Origin of the sequence: Pseudomonas sp. R43(2017) (genome assembly GCF_002112345.1) — a bacterium.
Taxonomy (GTDB): Bacteria; Pseudomonadota; Gammaproteobacteria; order Pseudomonadales; family Pseudomonadaceae; genus Aquipseudomonas; species Aquipseudomonas kribbensis.
In genome coordinates this window covers 173,978-195,280 of sequence record NZ_NEHJ01000004.1, presented here as the reverse complement: position 1 = coordinate 195,280, position 21,303 = coordinate 173,978, and the positions used below count along the sequence as shown (strand labels likewise).

The window sequence follows — 21,303 nt, the reverse complement described above, 5'->3', positions numbered from 1 at the left end:
ATGGACGCCCTTTCCCGATTGCATCAGCGCTTGTCGCGGCGCTTCTTGCTGGCCTTCTTGTTGTGCGACATCAAACGACGCTTCTTGTTGACCTGGCGGTCGGTCAGCGTGTTCTTGTTGCCTTCGTACGGGTTCTCGCCGCCCTTGAACTCGATACGGATCGGCGTACCGACCAGTTTGAGCACACGGCGGTAAGTGTTTTCCAGATAGCGCACGTACGAGTTCGGCACTTTCTCGATCTGGTTGCCGTGGATCACGATCAGCGGCGGGTTGGCGCCCCCGAGGTGGGCATAACGCAGCTTGATCCGGCGGCCGTTGACCATCGGTGGCTGGTGCTCGCTGACCGCGTCTTCGAGGATCTGGGTCAGGCGGCTGGTCGGCCAGCGGGTGACCGCCGACTTGAACGAGTTCTGCACCGAAGCGTAGAGGTTGCCCACGCCGGTACCGTGCAGGGCCGAGATGAAGTGGATGTCGGCGAAGTCGACGAAGAACAACCGGCGTTCCAGTTCGGTCTTCACGTAGTCACGCTCGCCCGGAGTCATGCCGTCCCACTTGTTCAGAGCGATGACCAGCGCACGGCCGGACTCAAGGGCAAAGCCCAGCAGGTTGAGGTCGTGATCGACCACACCTTCGCGGGCGTCCATCACGAAGATCACCACGTTGGCGTCTTTGATCGCCTGCAGGGTTTTGACCACGGAGAACTTTTCGACTTCTTCGTGGATCTTGCCGCGCTTGCGCACACCGGCAGTGTCGATCAGCGTGTACTTCTCGTCGTTACGCTCGAACGGGATGTAGATACTGTCGCGAGTGGTGCCCGGCTGGTCGTAGACGATCACTCGTTCTTCACCCAGCATGCGGTTGACCAGCGTCGACTTGCCGACGTTCGGCCGGCCGATGATGGCGATCTTGATGCCGTCCTTTTCGCTCGGACCTGGAATGCGCTTGGCTTCCTCACCTTCGGCGACTTCTTCCTGCTCTTCGCCTTCCTGCGGCTCGTCCTCATCTTTCGGGAATTCGCTCAGGGCGATTTCCAGCAATTGAGTGATGCCGCGGCCATGCGCACCGGCAATCGGGATCGCATCGCCCATGCCCATCGGGGCAAATTCAGCGCGGGCCATTTCCGGATCGATGTTGTCGACCTTGTTGGCGACCACGTAGGAACGCTTGTTACGCTTGCGCAGGTGTTCGCCGATCATCTGGTCGGCGGCGGTGAAGCCGGCCTTGGCATCTACCAGGAACAGAACGACATCCGCTTCTTCGATGGCCAGCAGCGACTGCTCGGCCATTTTTTCGTCCATACCATGCTCGTCACCGGAGATACCGCCGGTGTCGATCAGAATGTAGGAACGCCCTTGCCACTTGGCCTCACCGTACTGGCGATCACGGGTCAGACCGGACAAGTCGCCGACGATGGCGTCGCGAGTCCTGGTCAGGCGGTTGAACAAGGTGGACTTGCCGACGTTCGGTCGGCCCACCAGGGCGATTACGGGAACCATGCGGCTCTCCACTTCGTTATTTCAGAAAATACAAAAGCCGCTGCGAGGCAGCGGCTGGTGCTCGGGGCAACACCCATGGGTGTTGCAAACCCTGCCGGAGCAGGGCCGCTTGGGGTTCAACCCCAAGCATAGTCAAACCATTACTTGATGGTCAGGGCTTCCAGTTTGCCGCTGTTGCCATACACGTAAATCGTGTCACCCACCACCAGCGGACGGGCACGCAGGCCGTCGCTGTCGATGCGCTCACGGCCGACGAAACGACCGTCCACCTGACTCAGCAGATGCAGGTAACCTTCCAGGTCACCGACTGCAACGTAGCTGGAGAACACTTCCGGAGCCGACAGTTGACGGCGGGCCAGCGAGTCGTTGGTCCACAGTGCAGTGGTCGAACGCTCGTCGACGCCTTCAACGGTGCCCGAGGACAGGCTCACGTAGACGTTGCCGAAACCCTGGGCGATACCGGCGTAGCTCGACGCATCGCGCTGCCACAGTTGACGGCCGCTTTCCAGGTCCAGTGCCGCAACGCGACCCTGATAGCTGGCAACGTACAGTGTGCCGCCGGACAGCAGCAGACCGCCGTCGATGTCTACCACGCGCTCCAGTTCCGAACGACCTTGTGGAATCGCGATCCGTTGTTCCCAGACCGGCACGCCGTTGGAAATGTCCAGAGCGACCACTTTACCGGTCGACAGGCCAGCCACCGCGAGGCGGTTGGTCGCGAGCGGTGCACTGGTGCCACGCAGGGTCAGTACGGCCGGGGTGCTGTCATACACCCAGCGCTGATGACCGGTGGATGCATCCAGACCGATCAGACGATCGTCCTGGGTCTGCACGACCACGATGTCGCCATTGCTGGCTGGTGGCGCCAATACTTCACTGGTCACGCGAGCGCGCCACTTCTCTTCACCGTTGATGGTATCGAGAGCGATGACGTCGCCACGCAGCGTGCCGACCAGAACCAGACCGTAACCCACGCCGACGGCGCCGGAGACTGGCACATCCAGTTCTTTCTTCCACTTCACGTCGCCGTTGCTGCGATCCATGGCCATCACGATGCCGGTCACGTCGGCGGCGTAGATGGTGTCACCATCGATCGCCGGTACCAGCATGTTGTAGGTTTCGCCCTGACCGTCGCCGATCGAACGGCTCCAGACTTTGTGCAGAACCACTTCTTCCTTGAAGGAAGTCAGTTCGGCTGGTGGCAGTTCTTTTGTGCTGTTGCTGCTGCAACCCGTGGCCAGAATGGCCAGAGCCAGCAATGCTGCATGCTTCCAACCGATCACGTCACGCATCCCCTTTGGCCAGGTCGTCCAGCTTGATTTGAAGGCCGCCGACTGCCGCTTCTTCCGACAGTGCCGCCTTGGCTTTTTGATACGCCGCGTTCGCTTCGTCAGTGCGGCCCAGCTGTACCAGCAGGTCGCCCTTGAGTTCTTCGCGAGTCGCCAGGAACGACTTGTCGGCATCGCCTTCAAGCAGTTTCAGGGCTTCATCCGCCTTGTTCTGTGCACCCAGCACCTGCGCCAGACGCTGACGGGCGATTTCGCCCAGCGCGGCGTTGGCCGGTTTGGCAACGATTGCCTTGAGCTCGGTCGCCGCGTCATCCAGCTTGCCGCTGTCGACCGCAACCTTGGCCACGAACAGGCTGCCGTACTGCGCGTAGGCAGTACCGCCGAATTCGCTGTTGAGCTTGCCGGCCAGATCCGCAACGCGCGCAGCGTCAGGCTTGCCGTCCGGGGTCAGCGTGGTTTCCAGCAATTGCTGATAGAGCACCGAGGCGCCTTGCGACTGGTTGCTCTGATACTTGTGAAATGCCTGCCAGCCGAACACGATGACCAGCGCCAACAGGCCGCCAGTGACCAGAGGTTTGCCGTTGCGTGTCCACCAGTCCTTCAAATCCGCCAACTGTTCGTCTTCGGTACTCGACACCCCAATACTCCTTAATCGCTAAATCGGCTGTTTAAACAGCTTCAACCCTGCACGACGCAGGTGGCCAGGTGAGCGGCAAGCGCATCCCAGGCAATGCTTTGTTGTTCGCCCTGGCCACGCAGGGGTTTGAAACCTACCACTTGCTGGGCCATTTCGTCGTCACCGAGGATCAGTGCGTACAGCGCACCGCTCTTGTCGGCTTTCTTGAACTGGCTCTTGAAGCTGCCGGCACCGGCATTGACTTGCAGGCGCAGGTTCGGCAACTGGTCGCGTACACGCTCGGCCAGGGCCAGACCGGCCAGCTCCGCCTCTTCGCCGAAGGCGCAGAGGTAGACGTCGACCTGACGGGCGAGTTCTTGCGGGATCTGCTCCAGGGTTTCCAGCATCAGCACCAGGCGCTCGATGCCCATGGCGAAACCGACGCCCGGGGTCGGCTTGCCGCCCATCTGCTCGACCAGACCGTCGTAACGGCCGCCCGCGCACACGGTGCCCTGGGCGCCGAGCTTGTCGGTGACCCATTCGAATACGGTTTTGCTGTAGTAATCGAGACCGCGCACCAGTTTCGGGTTGAGCACGTAAGGAATGCCGACAGCATCCAGACGCGATTTCAGACCTTCGAAGTGGGCACGGGACTCTTCATCCAGGTAATCCGCCATTTTCGGCGCATCGACCAGCACCGCCTGGGTGTCGGCATTTTTGGTGTCGAGCACGCGCAGCGGGTTGGTTTTCAGGCGACGCTGGCTGTCTTCGTCCAGTTTGTCGTGGTGCGCCGAGAGGTACTCGACCAGCGCTTCACGATAACGGCCACGGGACTCGCTGGTACCCAGGCTGTTGAGTTCGAGCTTGACCGCATCACGGATGCCCAGCTCGCCCCACAGACGCCAGGTCATGATGATCAGCTCGGCGTCGATGTCCGGACCGTCGAGGTTGAAGACTTCCAGACCGATCTGGTGGAACTGGCGATAACGGCCTTTCTGCGGACGCTCGTGACGGAACATCGGGCCGATGTACCAGAGTTTCTGCACCTGGCCACCGCCGGTGATGCCGTGCTCGAGCACGGCACGCACGCACGCAGCGGTGCCTTCCGGACGCAGGGTCAGGGAGTCGCCGTTGCGGTCGTCGAAGGTGTACATCTCTTTTTCGACGATGTCGGTCACTTCGCCGATCGAGCGTTTGAACAGCTCGGTGAACTCGACGATCGGCATGCGGATCTGCTTGTAACCGTAGTTATCCAGCAAACGCGAAACGGTGCCTTCGAAGTAGCGCCATACCGGGGTCTGTTCCGGCAGGATGTCGTTCATGCCACGAATGGCTTGCAGGGACTTGCTCACAGAAATTCCTTAATTCGTTCGATCAGCCGCGCGCGATGACCGCTGCGTCGGCTTCGACCTTCTCGGCCGCCTTCTCGCGGATCAGCTTTTCCAGCTCGTCCACCAGATTGTCATTCGTCAGTTTCTGCGACGGCTTGCCGTCGATGTAAATCAGGTTCGGCGTACCGCCGGTCAAGCCGATATGGGCTTCCTTGGCTTCGCCGGGGCCGTTGACCACGCAACCGATCACCGCAACATCCAGCGGCACCAGCAGGTCTTCAAGGCGCCCTTCCAGCTCGTTCATGGTCTTGACCACATCGAAGTTCTGCCGCGAGCAGCTCGGGCAGGCGATGAAGTTGATGCCACGGGAACGCAGATGCAAAGACTTGAGGATGTCGTAACCGACCTTCACTTCCTCGACCGGATCGGCCGCCAGCGAGATGCGGATGGTATCGCCAATCCCCTCGGCGAGCAGCATACCTAGGCCCACGGCGGATTTCACTGTACCGGAGCGCAATCCACCGGCTTCAGTGATGCCCAGGTGCAGCGGCTGGACGATTTCTTTCGCCAGCAGGCGGTAGGCTTCGACGGCCATGAACACGTCGGAAGCCTTCACGCTGACCTTGAAGTCCTGGAAATTCAGGCGTTCGAGGTGTTCGACATGACGCAGTGCGGACTCGACCAGCGCGGCCGGGGTCGGCTCACCGTATTTCTTCTGCAGGTCTTTTTCCAGGGAACCGGCGTTGACACCGATGCGGATCGGAATCCCGCGGTCACGGGCGGCATCGACCACCGCGCGCACGCGGTCTTCGCGACCGATGTTGCCCGGGTTGATGCGCAGGCAGTCCACACCCAGTTCGGCCACGCGCAAAGCGATCTTGTAGTCGAAGTGGATGTCGGCAACCAGCGGCACCTTGACCAGTTGCTTGATCTTGCCGAACGCCTCGGCGGCATCCATGTCCGGGACCGATACGCGAACGATGTCGACGCCAGCGGCTTCCAGACGGTTGATCTGGGCGACGGTGGCCGCGACATCGTTAGTGTCGCTGTTGGTCATGCTCTGCACCGCGATAGGTGCATCGCCGCCCACAGGCACGTTACCGACCCAGATCTTGCGCGATTCGCGACGTTTGATTGGAGATTCGCCGTGCATGACTTATTGACCCAACTTCAGGCGAGCAGTCTCGCCACTGGTGAACGGAGCGACATCGACCGGCTGGCCGTTGTAGCTGACCTGCGCTGCCCGGGCAACACCCAGACGCACGGCCAGCGGTGGCTTGCCTGCCACAGAGACGCTGTCGCCTTTATGTTTCAGACCGCTGAACAGAACCTTGCCGCGACCATCGGTGACCTGTGCCCAGCAATCAGCGGTGAACTGCAGTTGCACCTGACCTTCGCCGGCTGCCGGAGCAGCGGTTTCTGCGATTGGTGCAGGGGTGGCCGGGACAACGGGTGCTGTGACAGTCGGTGCCGGAGTCGCCGGAACATTAGGGGCAGGTGCAGCCGGAGTGGCGACAATCGGGGCCGGGGCATGAGCCGGAGCAACTGGCGTCGCCGCCGGGGCAGCAGGTACGGCCGGTGCGGCAGCCGGAACGACGGGCTCGGCACCGGTCGACTCGGCAGCGGTTTCCGACTGGGGCAGTGTCAGCGCCGTCGCGCCCTCGGTCTGACCTTCGGTAACAGCCTGGTCTTCCGGCTCGTCGATCGGATGAATCTGCGTGGTGCCATCGGCGCCTTCGACTTCAACGTGCTCCGGGGCCAGACTGGTCAGGTCCTTGGTGCGCAACGAGGTCTGATCCTGCCACCAGACGAAGCCGCCGCCGATGACCGCGATCAGCAGCAACAGGCTGACGATACGCAAAATGGTGTGGGAAACACGAACCGGCTCTTCGATCCGGCCCAAGGCGTGGACATTGCTGCCCTGGGAGTCGGTGCCGGTGGACTGGTCGAACTGCTGGACCAGGACCGCCTGATCCATGCCGAGCAATTTGGCATAGGCGCGAATATAGCCGCGAGCGAAGGTATGCCCCGGCAGCTTGTCGAACGCACCGGCTTCGAGGTTGGTCAGGGAAGTCACGGTGAGGTTGAGCTTGAGGGCCACTTCGGCCAGCGACCAGCCATTGCTTTCGCGGGCCTGGCGCAAGGTCTCACCGGGGTTAACGCGATTCGCTGCTACAACTTCGGGATGCGCCGCTTTCATCATTGCTCCGACAGGTATTGCTGATATTCCGGCGTACCGGGATAGAGTCGTTTTAATTGCAGGCCCGCACTGGCGGCCTTGTCGCGATCTTCAAACACTTTTGCCAACCGAACCGCGAGCAACAGACTACGTGCATTTTGCTCGGACAGCTGGCTGAAACGGTCGTAATAGTCACGCGCGGGCACATAATGCCTGTCTTCGAATGACAACTCAGCCATTTCCAGCAACGCCCGGGGTTGCTGACGGTTCAAACGCAATGCTTTTTCCAGTTGCTGCTGGGCCAGATCACGCTGGCCAAGCTTGGACGCCGTCATGCCAAGGTTCTCGAACACACGGGAACGCTCAGGATACAGGGTATCGGCGGCGGCCTGTTCAAAACGCTCGTAGGCTTCCTTGTAACGCTGCTCTTCGTAGAGAAAACTGCCGTAATTGTTGAGGATGCGGGCATCGGCGGGACGGGAGGACAGTGCCTTGCGAAAGTGTTCGTCGGCCAGCTTCGGCTCCATCTCGGACTGAAAGACCAGCCCAAGAGCCGCGTTGGCGTCGGGATCGGAACCGTCCAGCTCGAGGGCCTTTTTCAAGGGTACCTTGGCCCGCTCGGTCATGCCTTGCTGCAAGTATCCCAGCCCCAGCTGCACGTAGGCAGCCCGCGCTTCGTCGCGGCCCTTGCTGGTCTTCATCGGGTTGTAATCGCCCGACAGGACACAGCCAGCACACAGGCTGGCCAACAGCAACAGCAGCGCAAAGCGCAGGGACATAGAGATCCTCTCTTAGTTAGTGTTCGCGGCGTTCTGTGCCAGATCGCTGTCGGCGCTCAATTCGCGTACGGCGATGTAACGTTCGCTGCGACGGGTGCGATCCAGCACCTGCCCTACCAATTGACCGCAAGCCGCGTCGATGTCTTCACCACGGGTGGTGCGCACGGTCACGTTATAGCCTGCCTGATGCAGCTGATCCTGGAACCGGCGAATCGCGTTGTTGCTCGGCCGCTCGTACCCGGAATGCGGGAACGGGTTGAACGGAATCAGGTTGATCTTGCAGGGAATATCCTTGAGCAACTCGATCATTTCCACGGCGTGCTCAAGCTTGTCGTTGACATCCTTGAGCAAGGTGTACTCGATGGTCAGCACACGTTTCTCGCCCAGGGCGGACATGTAGCGCACACACGAATCGAGGAGCATCTTAAGCGGATATTTCTTGTTGATCGGCACCAATTGGTTACGCAATGCGTCATTCGGTGCGTGCAGGGACAACGCCAGGGATACGTCGATGTGCTTGGCCAGCTCATCGATCATCGGCACCACACCCGACGTGGACAGGGTCACGCGGCGCTTGGAGATCCCGTAGCCCAGGTCATCCATCATCAGATGCATGGCGGCCACGACGTTGTCGAAGTTCAGCAGCGGTTCGCCCATGCCCATCATCACCACGTTGGTGATGGCGCGGTCGATGGTAGCCGGAACACTGCCGAAGGATTTGTTGGCAATCCACACCTGGCCGATGACTTCGGCGGCGGTGAGGTTGCTGTTGAAGCCTTGCTTGCCGGTGGAGCAGAAACTGCAGTCCAGGGCACAGCCTGCCTGGGACGAAACGCACAGAGTGCCGCGTTTGCCCTGGGGAATGTAAACGGTCTCGACACAGCTGCCGGACGCCACGCGCACCACCCACTTGCGGGTGCCGTCGCTGGAAATGTCCTCGCTGACCACTTCGGGACCGCGAACTTCAGCAACAGCCTTGAGCTTTTCGCGCAAGGCCTTGCTGACGTTCGTCATGGCGTCGAAATCATCGACGCCAAAGTGGTGAATCCATTTCATTACCTGACCGGCACGGAAACGCTTCTCCCCGATTGAGTCGAAGAATTTTTCCATTTCCGGCTGGGTCAGACCCAGCAGGTTGGTTTTAACAGTCGATGTAGTCATGGATTCACCTTCACTCTTAAGCCAATGCTTAGCGAGTGGTTACTTCAGTAGCTGCGAAGAAGTACGAGATTTCGCGAGCGGCAGCGGCTTCGGAGTCCGAACCGTGAACGGCGTTGGCGTCGATCGACTCAGCGAAGTCAGCACGGATGGTGCCGGCAGCAGCTTCTTTAGGGTTGGTAGCGCCCATCAGCTCACGGTTGCGAGCGATGGCGTTTTCGCCTTCCAGAACCTGAACAACAACCGGACCGGAGATCATGAAAGCAACCAGGTCACCGAAGAAACCGCGCTCTTTGTGCTCAGCGTAGAAGCCTTCAGCTTCGGCTTTGGACAGTTGCTTCATTTTCGAAGCAACCACTTTCAGACCAGCCTTTTCGAAACGGGTAACGATTTCGCCGGCAGCGCCTTTTGCAACGGCGTCAGGCTTGATGATGGAGAAAGTACGTTGAACAGCCATGGTGTAACTCCAGAAACGGTAATTTGCGAAAAATTAAACCCGCGAATTATACGCGGGTTCTTGGGTATTGCCTAACCTGCAAGGATGATCAGTCTATTTCATCATTCCAGAGCTGCTGAACCGCTTCCAACACCTTCTCGCCGACCCGGCCAGAGTTAGCGTCGAAGTCAGGCAGCTCCTTGATCCACTGCTGCAACTCGACGAAATTGACAGAATACGGATCTACACCCGGCTTGGCCTCAGCCAATTCTTCTGCAATACGTTGAACATCATTCCAACCGTAGCTCATGACAGTCTTACCAGTCAGTGCGGCGCTTCGGCCGCATGGTTAAGCGAATATTTCGGAATCTCGACGGTGAGGTCTTCCTCGCCGACGATGGCCTGACAGGCCAGGCGCGACTGCGCTTCCAGACCCCAGGCACGATCGAGGAAATCTTCCTCCAACTCGTCAGCTTCTTCCAGCGAGTCGAAACCCTCGCGAATGATACAGTGACAGGTGGTGCAGGCGCAGACGCCGCCGCAGGCGCTTTCCATCTCGATGTGGTGTTCGTGGGCCAGCTCGAGAATCGAAGTGCCGGGCTCAGCCTCGACCACCATGCCTTCAGGGCAGAACTTCTCGTGGGGCAGAAAAATGACCTGCGGCATCAGATATCCTCGATTTCATTCAGGTTGCGCCCCGACAGAGCGGCTTTCACCGTCTGATCCATACGACGGGCCGCAAAAGCATCGGTCACTTGCGACAGACGCTTGGTCTGCTGCTCGATGGCGTAACCATCGGTACCTTTCATCAGTTCGGTCAGTTCCTGCACCTGCAGGTCGATGACCATGCGCTCTTCGGCGTCGAGCAAACGCTCGCCATCCGCCTCCAGAGCGCCCTGCACCGCTTCGATCAGGCGCTGGGCATCAACCTGCTGCTCGCGCAGGACGCGGGCAACCTTGTCGTCATTGGCGTGCTGGAACGAATCCTTGAGCATCTTGGCGATTTCGCCGTCGGTCAGACCGTAGGACGGCTTGACCTGAATGCTCGCCTCAACGCCCGAACCCAGTTCACGGGCAGAGACGCTGAGCAGACCGTCGGCATCGACCTGGAAGGTCACGCGAATCTTCGCCGCGCCCGCCACCATCGCCGGGATACCGCGCAATTCGAAGCGCGCCAGGGAGCGGCAGTCGCTGATCAGCTCGCGCTCACCCTGCAACACATGGATCGCCATGGCCGACTGGCCGTCTTTATATGTAGTGAAGTCCTGGGCGCGAGCAACAGGGATGGTGGTGTTACGCGGAATCACCTTCTCCATCAGGCCGCCCATGGTTTCCAGCCCCAGGGACAGCGGAATCACATCGAGCAGCAGCAGTTCGCCGCCATCGCGCTTGTTGCCGGCCAGCGTATCGGCCTGGATCGCAGCACCGATGGCCACCACCTGATCCGGGTCGATTTCGGTCAGCGGCTGACGGCCGAAGGCTTCGGCGACAGCTTCGCGAACACGCGGAACGCGGGTCGAACCACCGACCATGACCACGGCATGCACATCTTCCAGCTCGATACCGGAGTCGCGAACGGCACGGCGGCAGGCTTTCAGGCTGCGGGCAACCATCGGCTCGATCAGTGCGTCGAAGGCTTCGCGAGTCAGTTGTGCTTTCCAGTCACCATAAGCAACTTCAACACTGTAGGCATTCGTCAGGGCTTCCTTGGCCGCGCAGGCGGTTTGCAGCAGATTGCGCTGCGCACCCGGATCGAGATCGGCGGACAGGCCCGCACTCTCGATGATCCAGCCAGCAATCGCGTGGTCGAAGTCATCGCCACCCAGCGCGCTGTCGCCGCCAGTGGCCAGAACTTCGAAGACACCGCCGGTCAGGCGCAGAATGGAAATATCAAAAGTACCGCCGCCCAGGTCATAAATGGCGACCAGGCCTTCGGCATGCTGATCCAGACCATAAGCCACCGCAGCGGCGGTCGGCTCGTTGAGCAGGCGCAGCACGTTCAGACCGGCGAGTTTTGCCGCATCCTTCGTAGCCTGGCGCTGAGCGTCGTCGAAATAGGCCGGAACGGTAATCACCGCGCCAACCAGTTCGCCGCCCAAGGTCGCTTCAGCGCGCTGACGCAGCACTTTGAGGATATCGGCGGAGACTTCGACCGGGCTTTTCGGCCCCTGCACGGTGTCGATGAACGGCATGTGCGATTCGCCGCCAACAAAGCGGTACGGCAGTTGATCGCCCAGTTGCTTGACGTCGGACAGGCCACGGCCCATCAGACGCTTCACCGACAGCACGGTATTCAGGGGATCGGAGGATGCGGCCAGTTTGGCCGACTCGCCGACTTCGACACGATCGGCGTGATAACGCACAGCGGAAGGCAGGATAACCCGTCCCTCGGCATCGGCCAGCGGCTCGGAAAGACCACTGCGCAACGCAGCGACCAGCGAATTGGTAGTGCCCAAGTCGATCCCCACAGCCAGACGACGCTGGTGCGGTTGAGGACTTTGGCCGGGTTCGGCGATCTGCAGTAGGGCCATCGTGATCAGGACTTATCTGTATATCAGGCGTGCGACCGGAGCGGCACTGGGTTAATCGTCGAGGCGCTCTTCTAACTGGCGCACTTCGTAGGTGAGCTTGTCGAGGAACTGCATGCGCCGCATCAGGCGTTCGGCCTGTTCACGTTGCGCTGCATCATCCCAACAGGCTGCGAAGCTTTCGTTCAGCTGCTCCTGGGCGGTCTTCAGGCGACGCTTGAAGGTCGCGACACCCGCCAGGTCGGCACTGTCCTGCAGATCTTCAAGTTCTTCGCGCCATTGCATCTGCTGCAGAAGAAACTCGGGATCGTGGACCGTGACTTCCATCGGCACTTCATGACCGCTGATCGTCAGCAGGTAACGTGCACGCTGGGCCGGGCTCTTGAGCGTCTGGTAGGCATCGTTGAGCCGAGCGGACTGCTCGAGCGCCGAGCGCTGCTCACGCTCGGAAGCGTCGGCAAAACGATCCGGATGAACGCCGCGCGCCAGCTCGCGATAACGCGTGGCCAGTTGCTCGAGATCCAGACGAAAGCCCGGTTGCAGCTCGAATAAAGCGAAATGACAAGGAGTTCCCACGACCAGCCTCAGATGTTGAAGCTTTCGCCGCAGCCACACTCACCGCGCACGTTGGGATTGTTGAACTTGAAGCCTTCGTTCAACCCTTCCTTGACGAAATCGAGCTCGGTGCCGTCGAGGTAAGCCAGGCTCTTGGGGTCGATAATCACTTTTTCGCCGTGACTCTCGAACACCTGATCTTCTGCAACCACCTCGTCGACAAACTCCAGCACGTAGGCAAGGCCGGAACAGCCCGTGGTGCGAACACCCAGACGAATCCCTTCACCCTTGCCGCGCCCGTCGAGGGAGCGTCGCACGTGTCGAGCAGCCGCTTCTGTCATGCTGATAGCCATCGTTGACTCCTTACTCGTCGCCCAATGCTTAGATCAAGCCTTTCTTCTGCTTGTAGTCGCGAACAGCCGCCTTGATGGCGTCTTCAGCGAGTACCGAGCAGTGGATTTTCACTGGCGGCAGGGCCAGTTCTTCGGCCAGCTGGGTGTTCTTGATGGTTTCCGCTTCGTCCAGGGTCTTGCCCTTCATCCACTCGGTGGCGAGGGAGCTGGAAGCGATAGCCGAACCGCAGCCGTAGGTCTTGAACTTGGCGTCTTCGATAACGCCCTGATCGTTGACCTTGATCTGCAGACGCATCACGTCGCCGCACGCCGGAGCGCCGACCATGCCAGTGCCGACATCTGGATCTTCCGCGTCCATCTTGCCGACGTTGCGCGGGTTTTCGTAGTGGTCGATGACCTTTTCGCTGTAAGCCATGATTCTCAATCCTCACTCATCAGGGCCGCTCTTGAGACCCTGCAACTGCGCTGCGCAAACCGCCGCGTCGCTACAGGATCCGTATCCGGCGGCTTCTATGTTTAGTGTGCCGCCCACTCGATCTTCGAGATATCGACGCCGTCTTTGTACATGTCCCACAGCGGCGACAGAGCGCGCAGCTTGGTAACGGCCTCGCAGACTTTCTGCGCGGCGTAATCGATTTCTTCTTCGGTGGTGAAACGACCGAAGGTGAAGCGGATCGAGCTGTGTGCCAGTTCGTCGTTGCGGCCCAGGGCGCGCAGCACGTACGAAGGCTCCAGGGAGGCCGAGGTGCAAGCCGAACCGGACGAAACCGCCAGATCCTTGAGCGCCATGATCAGCGACTCGCCTTCAACGTAGTTGAAGCTCAGGTTCAGGTTGTGCGGAACGCGGGCAGTCAGGCTGCCGTTGACGTACAGCTCTTCCAGATGCTCGACCTGCTTGTAGAAGCGGTCGCTCAACGCTTTGATGCGCACGTTTTCGGCAGCCATGTCTTCCTTGGCTACACGGAACGCTTCGCCCATGCCGACGATCTGGTGGGTCGCCAGGGTGCCGGAGCGCATGCCACGCTCGTGACCGCCGCCGTGCATGGTCGCCTCGATGCGCACACGCGGCTTGCGGCTGACGTACAGCGCGCCGATGCCTTTAGGACCGTAGGTCTTGTGGGCAGAGAACGACATCATGTCGACTTTCAGCTTCTGCAGGTCGATTTCGACCTTGCCGGTGGACTGGGCGGCGTCGACGTGGAACAGAATACCTTTCGAACGGGTCAGCTCGCCGATGGCGGCGATGTCGTTGACCGTGCCGATTTCGTTGTTCACGTGCATCACCGACACCAGGATGGTGTCTTCGCGCAGCGCGGCTTCGATCATGGCAGGTGTGATCAGACCGTCTTCGGTCGGCTCGAGGTAGGTCACTTCGAACCCTTCACGCTCCAGTTGGCGCATGGTGTCGAGGACAGCCTTGTGCTCGATCTTGGAGGTAATCAGGTGCTTGCCCTTGGAGGCGTAGAAATGTGCCGCACCCTTGATTGCCAGGTTGTCGGACTCGGTGGCACCGGAGGTCCAGACGATTTCGCGCGGGTCGGCGTTGACCAGATCGGCCACCTGACGACGGGCGTTTTCGACGGACTCTTCGGCCTTCCAGCCGAACACGTGGGAACGGGACGCCGGGTTACCGAAGTTTCCGTCGACCAGCAGGCATTCACTCATCTTTTGCGCAACGCGCGGATCGACCGGGGTGGTCGCAGAGTAATCAAGGTAAATCGGCAATTTCATGGACTATCTCCTAAATCAGGCTGGCTGGCGTGCCGCTAGCTCTCTGGCTGTCATTCGACGGCGGACGCTTCAATCTTGTCCAGGCGCGGCGCCTTGCCATTGCAACGACGCTGATCCTGACGCTGGGCCACTTCCTGCACCTCACGGCGAGTTACGAGGTCGGCCAAGCTGATACCGCTGAGAAATTCGTGAATCTGCAGGCTCAGGTCGCACCACAGGTGATGGGTCAGGCAGGTGTCGCCGGAATGGCAATCGCCCTGGCCCTGGCATTTTGTTGCATCGACCGATTCGTTCACCGCATCGATCACCTGGGCGACCTGGATGCCCTGCATGTCGCGGGACAACTGGTAGCCACCGCCCGGACCGCGAACACTGGAAACCAGGTTGCTGCGGCGCAGCTTGGCGAAAAGCTGTTCGAGATAGGACAGGGAGATGCCTTGGCGCTCGGAGATATCGGCCAGGGACACGGGCCCGTGCTGCGCGTGCAACGCCAGGTCAAGCATGGCGGTCACGGCGTATCGGCCTTTTGTAGTCAGTCGCATGGACAATTACCACGGAGTTCGGAATGGGCGGGAGTATGCAATTCCCGAGCATTTAAGTCAACTATAAGACCTAGTGCTTTAGTCGGGTTTACCCGCAAAAGAGCGCGCGAATGATAGCAGGGTCTGCGGCTTAATGGCACACCGGCTGGCAGCAGCCCTGCAAGCGCATCAATGCGTCGTGGATTCGTCCTTGCCCTTCACACAGGCGAAGTCTTCTTCGCGCAGTTCAGGCAGATCTTTCGCACAATAATTGCTGCCCAGATCCTTCAACGCCCCGCACATCCCTTCCAGACGGCCATCCACCGCCTGCAGGTGATCGAGCAATTGGCCAATGGCACGCGCCACCGGGTCCGGCATGTCACCGCTCACACCATAGGCATCGAAACCGATTTTCTCGGCCATCGCCTTGCGTTTGGCATCGGCTTCATCATCGGATTTGACGATGATCCGCCCCGGAATCCCCACCACAGTGGCGCCCGGCGGCACCTCTTTGGTCACCACAGCATTGGAGCCGACCTTGGCGCCAGCGCCGACCGTGAACGGACCTAGCACCTTCGCGCCAGCCCCCACGACAACGCCATCACCCAGCGTCGGGTGACGCTTGCCTTTGTTCCAGCTGGTGCCGCCAAGAGTCACGCCCTGATAGATGGTGACGTCATCGCCGATTTCTGCGGTTTCGCCAATCACGATACCCATGCCATGGTCGATAAAGAAGCGCCGACCAACCTTGGCGCCTGGATGAATCTCGATACCGGTCAGCCAGCGACCGAAGTTCGACACCAGCCGCGCCAGCCATTTCAGATCGTTGCGCCAGAGCATGCCGGCCAGTCGATGAATCCAGATCGCATGCATGCCGGGGTAGCAGGTCAGGACTTCAAAAGCGTTACGCGCCGCCGGGTCTCGGTGGAATACGCTCTGGATATCTTCACGCAAACGCTCGAACATCATTAATCCTTCCGCTTAAGGAGCTCGCCACGGGCCGCTTTCTGGGTTTCCGTGAGGATGCCACGCAAAATATTCATTTCCGCCCGGCTGACCGAGCTGCGTCCGTACAACCGGCGCAGGCGCGCCATCAAATGCCGGGGCTTTTCCGGATCGAGAAATTCGATGGCCACCAGGGTCTGCTCCAGGTGCTCATAGAATCGCTCCAGCTCATCCATGGTCGCCAGCTCGGCGCTTTTCACGGATGCCACTTCTTCTTTCTCGATCTTGGTCGGCTGGCCTTGTGCGGCCAGCCAGGCCATGCGCACCTCATAGCTCAACACCTGCACCGCCGCCCCGAGATTCAGCGAGCTGAATTCAGGATCGGAGGGGATGTGCACGTGATAGTGACATCGTTGCAGCTCGTCGTTGGTCAGGCCGGAGTCTTCACGCCCGAACACCAGCGCGATTTCCGCGCCCTGCCCGGCCTCCTCAACCACTTTGGTCCCGCACTCGCGCGGATCCAGCAGCGGCCAGGGAATGCGGCGGTCACGGGCACTGGTGCCAAGCACCAGATTGCAGCCGACCAGAGCGTCTTCCAAGGTGGCGACGACTTGCGCATTTTCAAGGATGTCACCGGCACCCGAGGCGCGGGCATCGGCTTCGTGATGCGGAAAGATTCGCGGATCGACCAGCACCAGCCGCGACAAACCCATGTTTTTCATGGCGCGCGCGGTCCCGCCGATGTTTCCCGGGTGGCTGGTATTGACCAGGACGACACGAATGTTTTGCAGCACGGCGGGCGCTCTCGGACTGGGGAAAGGGGTGCAAATCTTACAGAACAGCCTACCGTTAAGCTATGAAAGCGAACAGCGACCTTCACCTGAAGAAAAGTTCTGATAGAATGCGCGGCTTTCTTTAACAACCTTAGGTGACACATCCATGCAGCCCATGCTGAATATCGCGCTGCGCGCCGCCCGCAGCGCCAGTGAACTGATCTTCCGCTCCATCGAGCGCCTGGATACCATCAAGGTCGACGAAAAAGACGCCAAGGATTATGTATCCGAGGTCGATCGCGCCGCCGAACAGAAAATCATCGACGCCCTGCGCAAGGCTTACCCGAATCACTCGATCATGGGTGAAGAGACCGGTATGCACGCCGGTAGCGGCATCGAAGGCGAAGAATACCTGTGGATCATCGATCCGCTGGACGGCACCACCAACTTCCTGCGCGGCATTCCTCACTTCGCTGTCAGCATTGCCTGCAAATACCGTGGCCGCCTGGAACACGCCGTTGTTCTGGATCCGGTTCGCCAGGAAGAATTCACCGCCAGCCGTGGTCGCGGCGCTCAACTGAACGGTCGTCGTCTGCGTGTCAGCGGTCGTACCAGCCTGGACGGCGCTCTGCTCGGTACCGGTTTCCCGTTCCGTGACGACCAGATGGACAACCTCGACAACTACCTGGGCATGTTCCGCGCCCTGGTTGGCCAGACTGCCGGCATCCGCCGCGCCGGTTCGGCGAGCCTGGACCTGGCTTACGTTGCTGCCGGCCGTTTCGACGCGTTCTGGGAATCGGGCCTGTCCGAGTGGGACATGGCAGCAGGCGCCCTGTTGATTCAGGAAGCAGGCGGCCTGGTGAGCGACTTCACCGGCGGTCACGACTTCCTTGAAAAAGGCCACGTCGTTGCCGGCAACACCAAATGCTTCAAGGCAGTTCTGACGGCGATCCAGCCGCACCTGCCGGCCTCGCTGAAGCGCTAAGCGTTTCGCGAAACAAAAAAGCACCCTTCGGGGTGCTTTTTTTATGCCTGCACATTGCCTGATTCCCGGGCACGAAAAAGCACCCCGAAGGGTGCTTCTTTTTTACTACAACCGCTTATTGCCCAGGCTGCGCCTGCGACAGGATCAGCTTGCCTTCCTTGTCGACCGGAATCTGGTTGCCCGGATCACGATCCATCCGCACCTTGCCTTCCTTGCCGTCCAGCGAGTAGCGGACGTCATAACCTACGACCTTGTCGCTGATGTCATTCACCGTGTTACAGCGAGTCTGGGTGGTGGTGTAGGTATCGCGATTCTGCATGCCTTCCTGCACCTTGTTACCGGCATAACCGCCACCGACCGCGCCAGCTACCGTGGCAATCTTCTTGCCGGTGCCGCCGCCGATCTGGTTACCCAGCAAACCACCTGCCACGGCACCGATGGCGGTACCGAGAATCTGGTGTTGATCCTTGACCGGCGCCTGCCGGGTCACAGCGACATCCTTGCATACTTCACGTGGCGTCTTGATCTGTGTCTTGACCGGTTCAACGGCCAGAACCTGCGCATACTCAGGGCCGCTTTTAACCAGGCTGTAGGTGGCGACAGCGCCCCCGGCAGTCACACCGACAGCACCCAGTACCGCACCAACCAGCAACGACTTGTTCACATGAACCTCCTGACCATCACATGCGGGACGCGCCCGCGCTTCTCCCAGCCTTGGAGCAATAAAAAAGGCGCGAGTTCAACTCGCGCCTTTTTTGACTGACAACCGGGGAAGCGATGGCCGTTATGGACGGTCGTCGACTTCCTTCTCGGTATTGGCCGGTGGAATCAGGTCTTCCGAAGACAGATTCAGCCAGATCAGCACCACGTTGGCGATGTAGATCGACGAGTAGGTACCCGCCAGAACACCGATGAACAGGGCGATGGAGAAGCCGAACAGGTTGTCGCCACCGAAGAACAGCAGTGCCGCGATCGCCAGCAAGGTGGAGATCGAAGTCGCCATGGTGCGCAGCAGGGTCTGAGTGGTCGAGATGTTGATGTTCTCGATCAGCGAAGCCTTGCGCAGCACGCGGAAGTTCTCGCGCACCCGGTCGAACACGACGATGGTGTCGTTCAGCGAGTAACCGATGATCGCCAGTACCGCCGCCAGCACCGTCAGGTCGAAGGTGATCTGGAAGAACGACAGGATACCCACGGTCACGATCACGTCGTGAATCAGCGAAACGATGGCACCGACCGCGAATTTCCACTGAAAGCGGAAAGCCAGGTAGATCAGGATGCCGCCGAGCGCCAGCAGCATGCCGAGGCCGCCCTGGTCGCGCAGCTCTTCACCGACCTGCGGGCCGACGAACTCGACGCGCTTGACCGTCGCCGGGTTTTCACCGCCGACCTTCTGCAGCGCTTCCGCCACCTGATGGCCCAGCTGCGGGTCTTCACCCGGCATGCGCACCAGCAGGTCGGTGGTCGCACCGAAGTTCTGCACGACCGCTTCGTGATAACCGGCGGTAACCAGTTGCTCACGCACTTTGGTGACGTCGGCCGGACGCTCGTAGGTCAGCTCGATGAGCGTACCGCCGGTGAAGTCCAGGCCCCAGTTCATGCCCTTGTGGAACACGCTGAACAAGGCCAGCACGGTAAGGAACAATGTGACGCCGAACGCGAAGTTGCGAACGCCCATGAAGTTGATTGTACGTAACATGGCAGCCCCTTAAATCCACAACTTCTTGAAGTCACGACCGCCGAAGATCAGGTTGACCATCGCGCGGGTCACCATGATGGCCGTGAACATCGAGGTAAAGATCCCGAGGGACATGGTCACTGCGAAACCCTTCACCGGGCCGGTGCCCATGGCGAAGAGGATGCCGCCGACCAGCAAGGTGGTCAGGTTGGCGTCGAGAATCGCGGTGAATGCCCGGCCGAAGCCTTCGTTGATTGCACGCTGCACGGTCATGCCGGCGGCGATCTCTTCACGGATCCGCGAGAAGATCAGCACGTTGGCATCGACCGCCATACCCATGGTCAACACGATACCGGCGATACCCGGCAGGGTCAGGGTTGCACCCAGCAGCGACATCAATGCCAGCAGCAGCACCATGTTCACCGCCAGCGCGACGGTAGCGATCAGGCCGAAGAAGCGGTAGATGGCGATGATGAACAGCGAGACGAACAGCATGCCCCACAGCGATGCATCGATACCCTTGGTGATGTTGTCCGCACCCAGGCTCGGGCCGATAGTACGTTCTTCAGCGAAGTACATCGGAGCCGCCAGACCACCGGCACGCAGCAGCAGCGCCAGCTCGGAAGACTCGCCCTGGCCGTTCAGGCCGGTGATACGGAATTGCGCACCCAGCGGCGACTGGATGGTCGCCAGGCTGATGATCTTCTTCTCTTCCTTGAAGCTCTGCACCGGCACGTCTTTCTCGACGCCATCGACCATCTGCTTGACGTAGGTGGTCACCGGACGCTGTTCGATGAAGATCACCGCCATGCTGCGACCGACGTTGCTGCGGGTCGCGCGGCTCATCAGTTCGCCACCGTGCCCATCCAGACGGATGTTCACTTCAGGTGTACCGTGCTCGCCGAAACCGGCCTTGGCATCGGTCACCTGGTCACCGGTGATGATCAGGCTACGCTCGATCTGCGCAGGAGGACGCTTGCCTTCGCGGAACTCGAAAGTCTCGGAAGTGGCTTTCGAGGCACCCGGCTCGGCGGCCAGACGGAATTCCAGGTTGGCAGTCTTGCCGAGGATACGCTTGGCTTCGGCAGTGTCCTGCACGCCCGGCAGCTCAACCACGATGCGGTTGGCGCCCTGACGCTGGACGATCGGTTCGGCAACACCCAGCTCGTTGACGCGGTTACGTACCGTGGTCAGGTTCTGCTTGATGGAGTATTCACGGATTTCCGCCAGCTTGGCCGGGGTCATCGCCAGACGCATTACCGGTTGCCCGTTGAGGTCGGCCGGAACAATGTCGAAATCGTTGAAGTTCTTGCGGATCAGCGCACGGGCCTGTTCGCGGGAGTCAGCATCGCTGAAGCCCAGCTGAATGGCGCCATTGAGCTGCGGCAGGCTGCGATAGCGCAGCTTCTCTTTGCGCAGCAGGCTCTTGACGTCGCCTTCGTAGACTTTCAGGCGTGCATCGAGGGCTTTGTCCATGTCCACTTCCAGCAGGAAGTGCACACCACCGGACAAGTCCAGACCCAGCTTCATCGGGTGCGCAGCCATGTTGCGCAGCCATTGCGGGGTGGTCTGTGCCAGGTTCAGCGCGACGACGTAGTCATCACCCAATGCCTTGCGCACAACGTCTTTGGCCGGCAACTGGTCTTCAGCCTTGGTCAGACGGATCAGGCCGCCCTTGCCGTTGGCTGCCAGGCTCGACGCCTTGACGTTGATCCCGGATTCACGCAGCGCGGTGCTCACGCGGTCCAGGTCGGCCTGGTTGACCTGCAGGGCCGTGCTGGCGCCGCTGATCTGGATGGCCGGGTCATCGGGGTATAGATTCGGAGCGGAATAAATCAGACCGATCGCCAGCACCGCCAGGATCAGAATGTATTTCCACAGAGGATATTTGTTCAGCATCACGCCGCCCGTTATGACGCGGGGCGCCTTGCGCGCCCCGTCGATTGAGTA

At 60.3% G+C, this 21,303-nt stretch carries 23 protein-coding genes; 1 reads left to right on the top strand and 22 read right to left on the bottom strand.

What is annotated here, in order from left to right:
- Positions 1 to 23: 23 nt before the first annotated feature.
- The 19 genes from der to trmJ form a co-directional block, all read right to left on the bottom strand.
- Entirely contained in the window at positions 24 to 1,496 is a 1,473-nt protein-coding gene (gene der, locus CAG02_RS12945; RefSeq protein WP_085699823.1) for a ribosome biogenesis GTPase Der, read from the bottom strand.
- Positions 1,497 to 1,636: 140 nt separating this feature from the next.
- Entirely contained in the window at positions 1,637 to 2,788 is a 1,152-nt protein-coding gene (bamB, locus tag CAG02_RS12940; protein WP_085709405.1) for an outer membrane protein assembly factor BamB, read from the bottom strand.
- Positions 2,781 to 3,422, bottom strand: a complete 642-nt coding sequence (locus CAG02_RS12935; RefSeq protein WP_085709404.1) for a tetratricopeptide repeat protein — start codon at positions 3,420 to 3,422, stop codon at positions 2,781 to 2,783. The genes bamB and CAG02_RS12935 overlap by 8 nt, the downstream gene beginning before the upstream one ends.
- A 41-nt stretch (positions 3,423 to 3,463) precedes the next feature.
- Positions 3,464 to 4,753 (bottom strand): histidine--tRNA ligase, encoded by a 1,290-nt coding sequence (gene hisS / locus CAG02_RS12930; RefSeq protein ID WP_085709403.1) that lies wholly within the window; start codon positions 4,751 to 4,753, stop codon positions 3,464 to 3,466.
- Between the two features lie 22 nt (positions 4,754 to 4,775).
- On the bottom strand, positions 4,776 to 5,885 hold the full coding sequence (gene ispG, locus CAG02_RS12925; protein ID WP_007956680.1) for a flavodoxin-dependent (E)-4-hydroxy-3-methylbut-2-enyl-diphosphate synthase: 1,110 nt from the start codon (positions 5,883 to 5,885) through the stop codon (positions 4,776 to 4,778).
- A gap of 3 nt (positions 5,886 to 5,888) precedes the next feature.
- On the bottom strand, positions 5,889 to 6,932 hold the full coding sequence (locus tag CAG02_RS12920; RefSeq protein ID WP_085709402.1) for a RodZ family helix-turn-helix domain-containing protein: 1,044 nt from the start codon (positions 6,930 to 6,932) through the stop codon (positions 5,889 to 5,891).
- On the bottom strand, positions 6,932 to 7,690 hold the full coding sequence (gene pilW, locus CAG02_RS12915; protein ID WP_085709401.1) for a type IV pilus biogenesis/stability protein PilW: 759 nt from the start codon (positions 7,688 to 7,690) through the stop codon (positions 6,932 to 6,934). The genes CAG02_RS12920 and pilW overlap by 1 nt, the downstream gene beginning before the upstream one ends.
- A gap of 12 nt (positions 7,691 to 7,702) precedes the next feature.
- Entirely contained in the window at positions 7,703 to 8,851 is a 1,149-nt protein-coding gene (gene rlmN / locus CAG02_RS12910) for a 23S rRNA (adenine(2503)-C(2))-methyltransferase RlmN (RefSeq protein WP_085709400.1), read from the bottom strand.
- A 28-nt stretch (positions 8,852 to 8,879) separates the two neighbouring features.
- A complete protein-coding gene (gene ndk, locus CAG02_RS12905) occupies positions 8,880 to 9,305 on the bottom strand; it encodes a nucleoside-diphosphate kinase (protein WP_003227894.1) in 426 nt (141 codons plus the stop codon).
- A gap of 88 nt (positions 9,306 to 9,393) precedes the next feature.
- On the bottom strand, positions 9,394 to 9,594 hold the full coding sequence (gene iscX, locus CAG02_RS12900; protein WP_085709399.1) for a Fe-S cluster assembly protein IscX: 201 nt from the start codon (positions 9,592 to 9,594) through the stop codon (positions 9,394 to 9,396).
- A gap of 14 nt (positions 9,595 to 9,608) precedes the next feature.
- On the bottom strand, positions 9,609 to 9,950 hold the full coding sequence (fdx, locus tag CAG02_RS12895; RefSeq protein WP_041071821.1) for an ISC system 2Fe-2S type ferredoxin: 342 nt from the start codon (positions 9,948 to 9,950) through the stop codon (positions 9,609 to 9,611).
- Positions 9,950 to 11,815 carry a Fe-S protein assembly chaperone HscA gene (gene hscA / locus CAG02_RS12890; protein ID WP_085709398.1) on the bottom strand — a complete coding sequence of 622 codons (1,866 nt, stop codon included), beginning with the start codon at positions 11,813 to 11,815 and terminating at the stop codon, positions 9,950 to 9,952. The genes fdx and hscA overlap by 1 nt, the downstream gene beginning before the upstream one ends.
- Before the next feature lie 51 nt (positions 11,816 to 11,866).
- Positions 11,867 to 12,388 (bottom strand): co-chaperone HscB, encoded by a 522-nt coding sequence (hscB, locus tag CAG02_RS12885; protein WP_085709397.1) that lies wholly within the window; start codon positions 12,386 to 12,388, stop codon positions 11,867 to 11,869.
- A gap of 8 nt (positions 12,389 to 12,396) precedes the next feature.
- Entirely contained in the window at positions 12,397 to 12,720 is a 324-nt protein-coding gene (iscA, locus tag CAG02_RS12880) for an iron-sulfur cluster assembly protein IscA (protein WP_003227904.1), read from the bottom strand.
- A gap of 28 nt (positions 12,721 to 12,748) precedes the next feature.
- The gene (iscU, locus tag CAG02_RS12875; RefSeq protein WP_064589074.1) at positions 12,749 to 13,135 is read right to left on the bottom strand and encodes a Fe-S cluster assembly scaffold IscU; all 387 of its coding nucleotides are present in this window, start codon (positions 13,133 to 13,135) and stop codon (positions 12,749 to 12,751) included.
- A 101-nt stretch (positions 13,136 to 13,236) separates the two neighbouring features.
- Positions 13,237 to 14,451, bottom strand: a complete 1,215-nt coding sequence (locus CAG02_RS12870; protein ID WP_085709396.1) for an IscS subfamily cysteine desulfurase — start codon at positions 14,449 to 14,451, stop codon at positions 13,237 to 13,239.
- A gap of 50 nt (positions 14,452 to 14,501) precedes the next feature.
- The gene (gene iscR / locus CAG02_RS12865; RefSeq protein WP_007956690.1) at positions 14,502 to 14,993 is read right to left on the bottom strand and encodes a Fe-S cluster assembly transcriptional regulator IscR; all 492 of its coding nucleotides are present in this window, start codon (positions 14,991 to 14,993) and stop codon (positions 14,502 to 14,504) included.
- Positions 14,994 to 15,161: 168 nt separating this feature from the next.
- A complete protein-coding gene (cysE, locus tag CAG02_RS12860) occupies positions 15,162 to 15,938 on the bottom strand; it encodes a serine O-acetyltransferase (protein ID WP_085709395.1) in 777 nt (258 codons plus the stop codon).
- A 2-nt stretch (positions 15,939 to 15,940) separates the two neighbouring features.
- Positions 15,941 to 16,711 carry a tRNA (cytosine(32)/uridine(32)-2'-O)-methyltransferase TrmJ gene (gene trmJ / locus CAG02_RS12855; RefSeq protein ID WP_085709394.1) on the bottom strand — a complete coding sequence of 257 codons (771 nt, stop codon included), beginning with the start codon at positions 16,709 to 16,711 and terminating at the stop codon, positions 15,941 to 15,943.
- A gap of 145 nt (positions 16,712 to 16,856) precedes the next feature.
- On the opposite strand from trmJ, the gene suhB reads away from it, so the two are divergent.
- The gene (gene suhB, locus CAG02_RS12850; protein ID WP_085709393.1) at positions 16,857 to 17,675 is read left to right on the top strand and encodes an inositol-phosphate phosphatase; all 819 of its coding nucleotides are present in this window, start codon (positions 16,857 to 16,859) and stop codon (positions 17,673 to 17,675) included.
- A 115-nt stretch (positions 17,676 to 17,790) separates the two neighbouring features.
- Here suhB and CAG02_RS12845 read toward each other — a convergent pair whose 3' ends face one another.
- The 3 genes from CAG02_RS12845 to secD all read right to left on the bottom strand — a co-directional run bounded on the left by CAG02_RS12845 (position 17,791) and on the right by secD (position 21,252).
- Positions 17,791 to 18,339: a glycine zipper 2TM domain-containing protein gene (locus CAG02_RS12845; RefSeq protein ID WP_085709392.1), complete on the bottom strand. Its 549-nt coding sequence runs from the start codon at positions 18,337 to 18,339 to the stop codon at positions 17,791 to 17,793.
- Between the two features lie 120 nt (positions 18,340 to 18,459).
- Positions 18,460 to 19,374: a protein translocase subunit SecF gene (secF, locus tag CAG02_RS12840; RefSeq protein ID WP_085709391.1), complete on the bottom strand. Its 915-nt coding sequence runs from the start codon at positions 19,372 to 19,374 to the stop codon at positions 18,460 to 18,462.
- A gap of 9 nt (positions 19,375 to 19,383) precedes the next feature.
- Positions 19,384 to 21,252, bottom strand: a complete 1,869-nt coding sequence (gene secD / locus CAG02_RS12835) for a protein translocase subunit SecD (RefSeq protein WP_085709390.1) — start codon at positions 21,250 to 21,252, stop codon at positions 19,384 to 19,386.
- Positions 21,253 to 21,303: the final 51 nt, after the last annotated feature.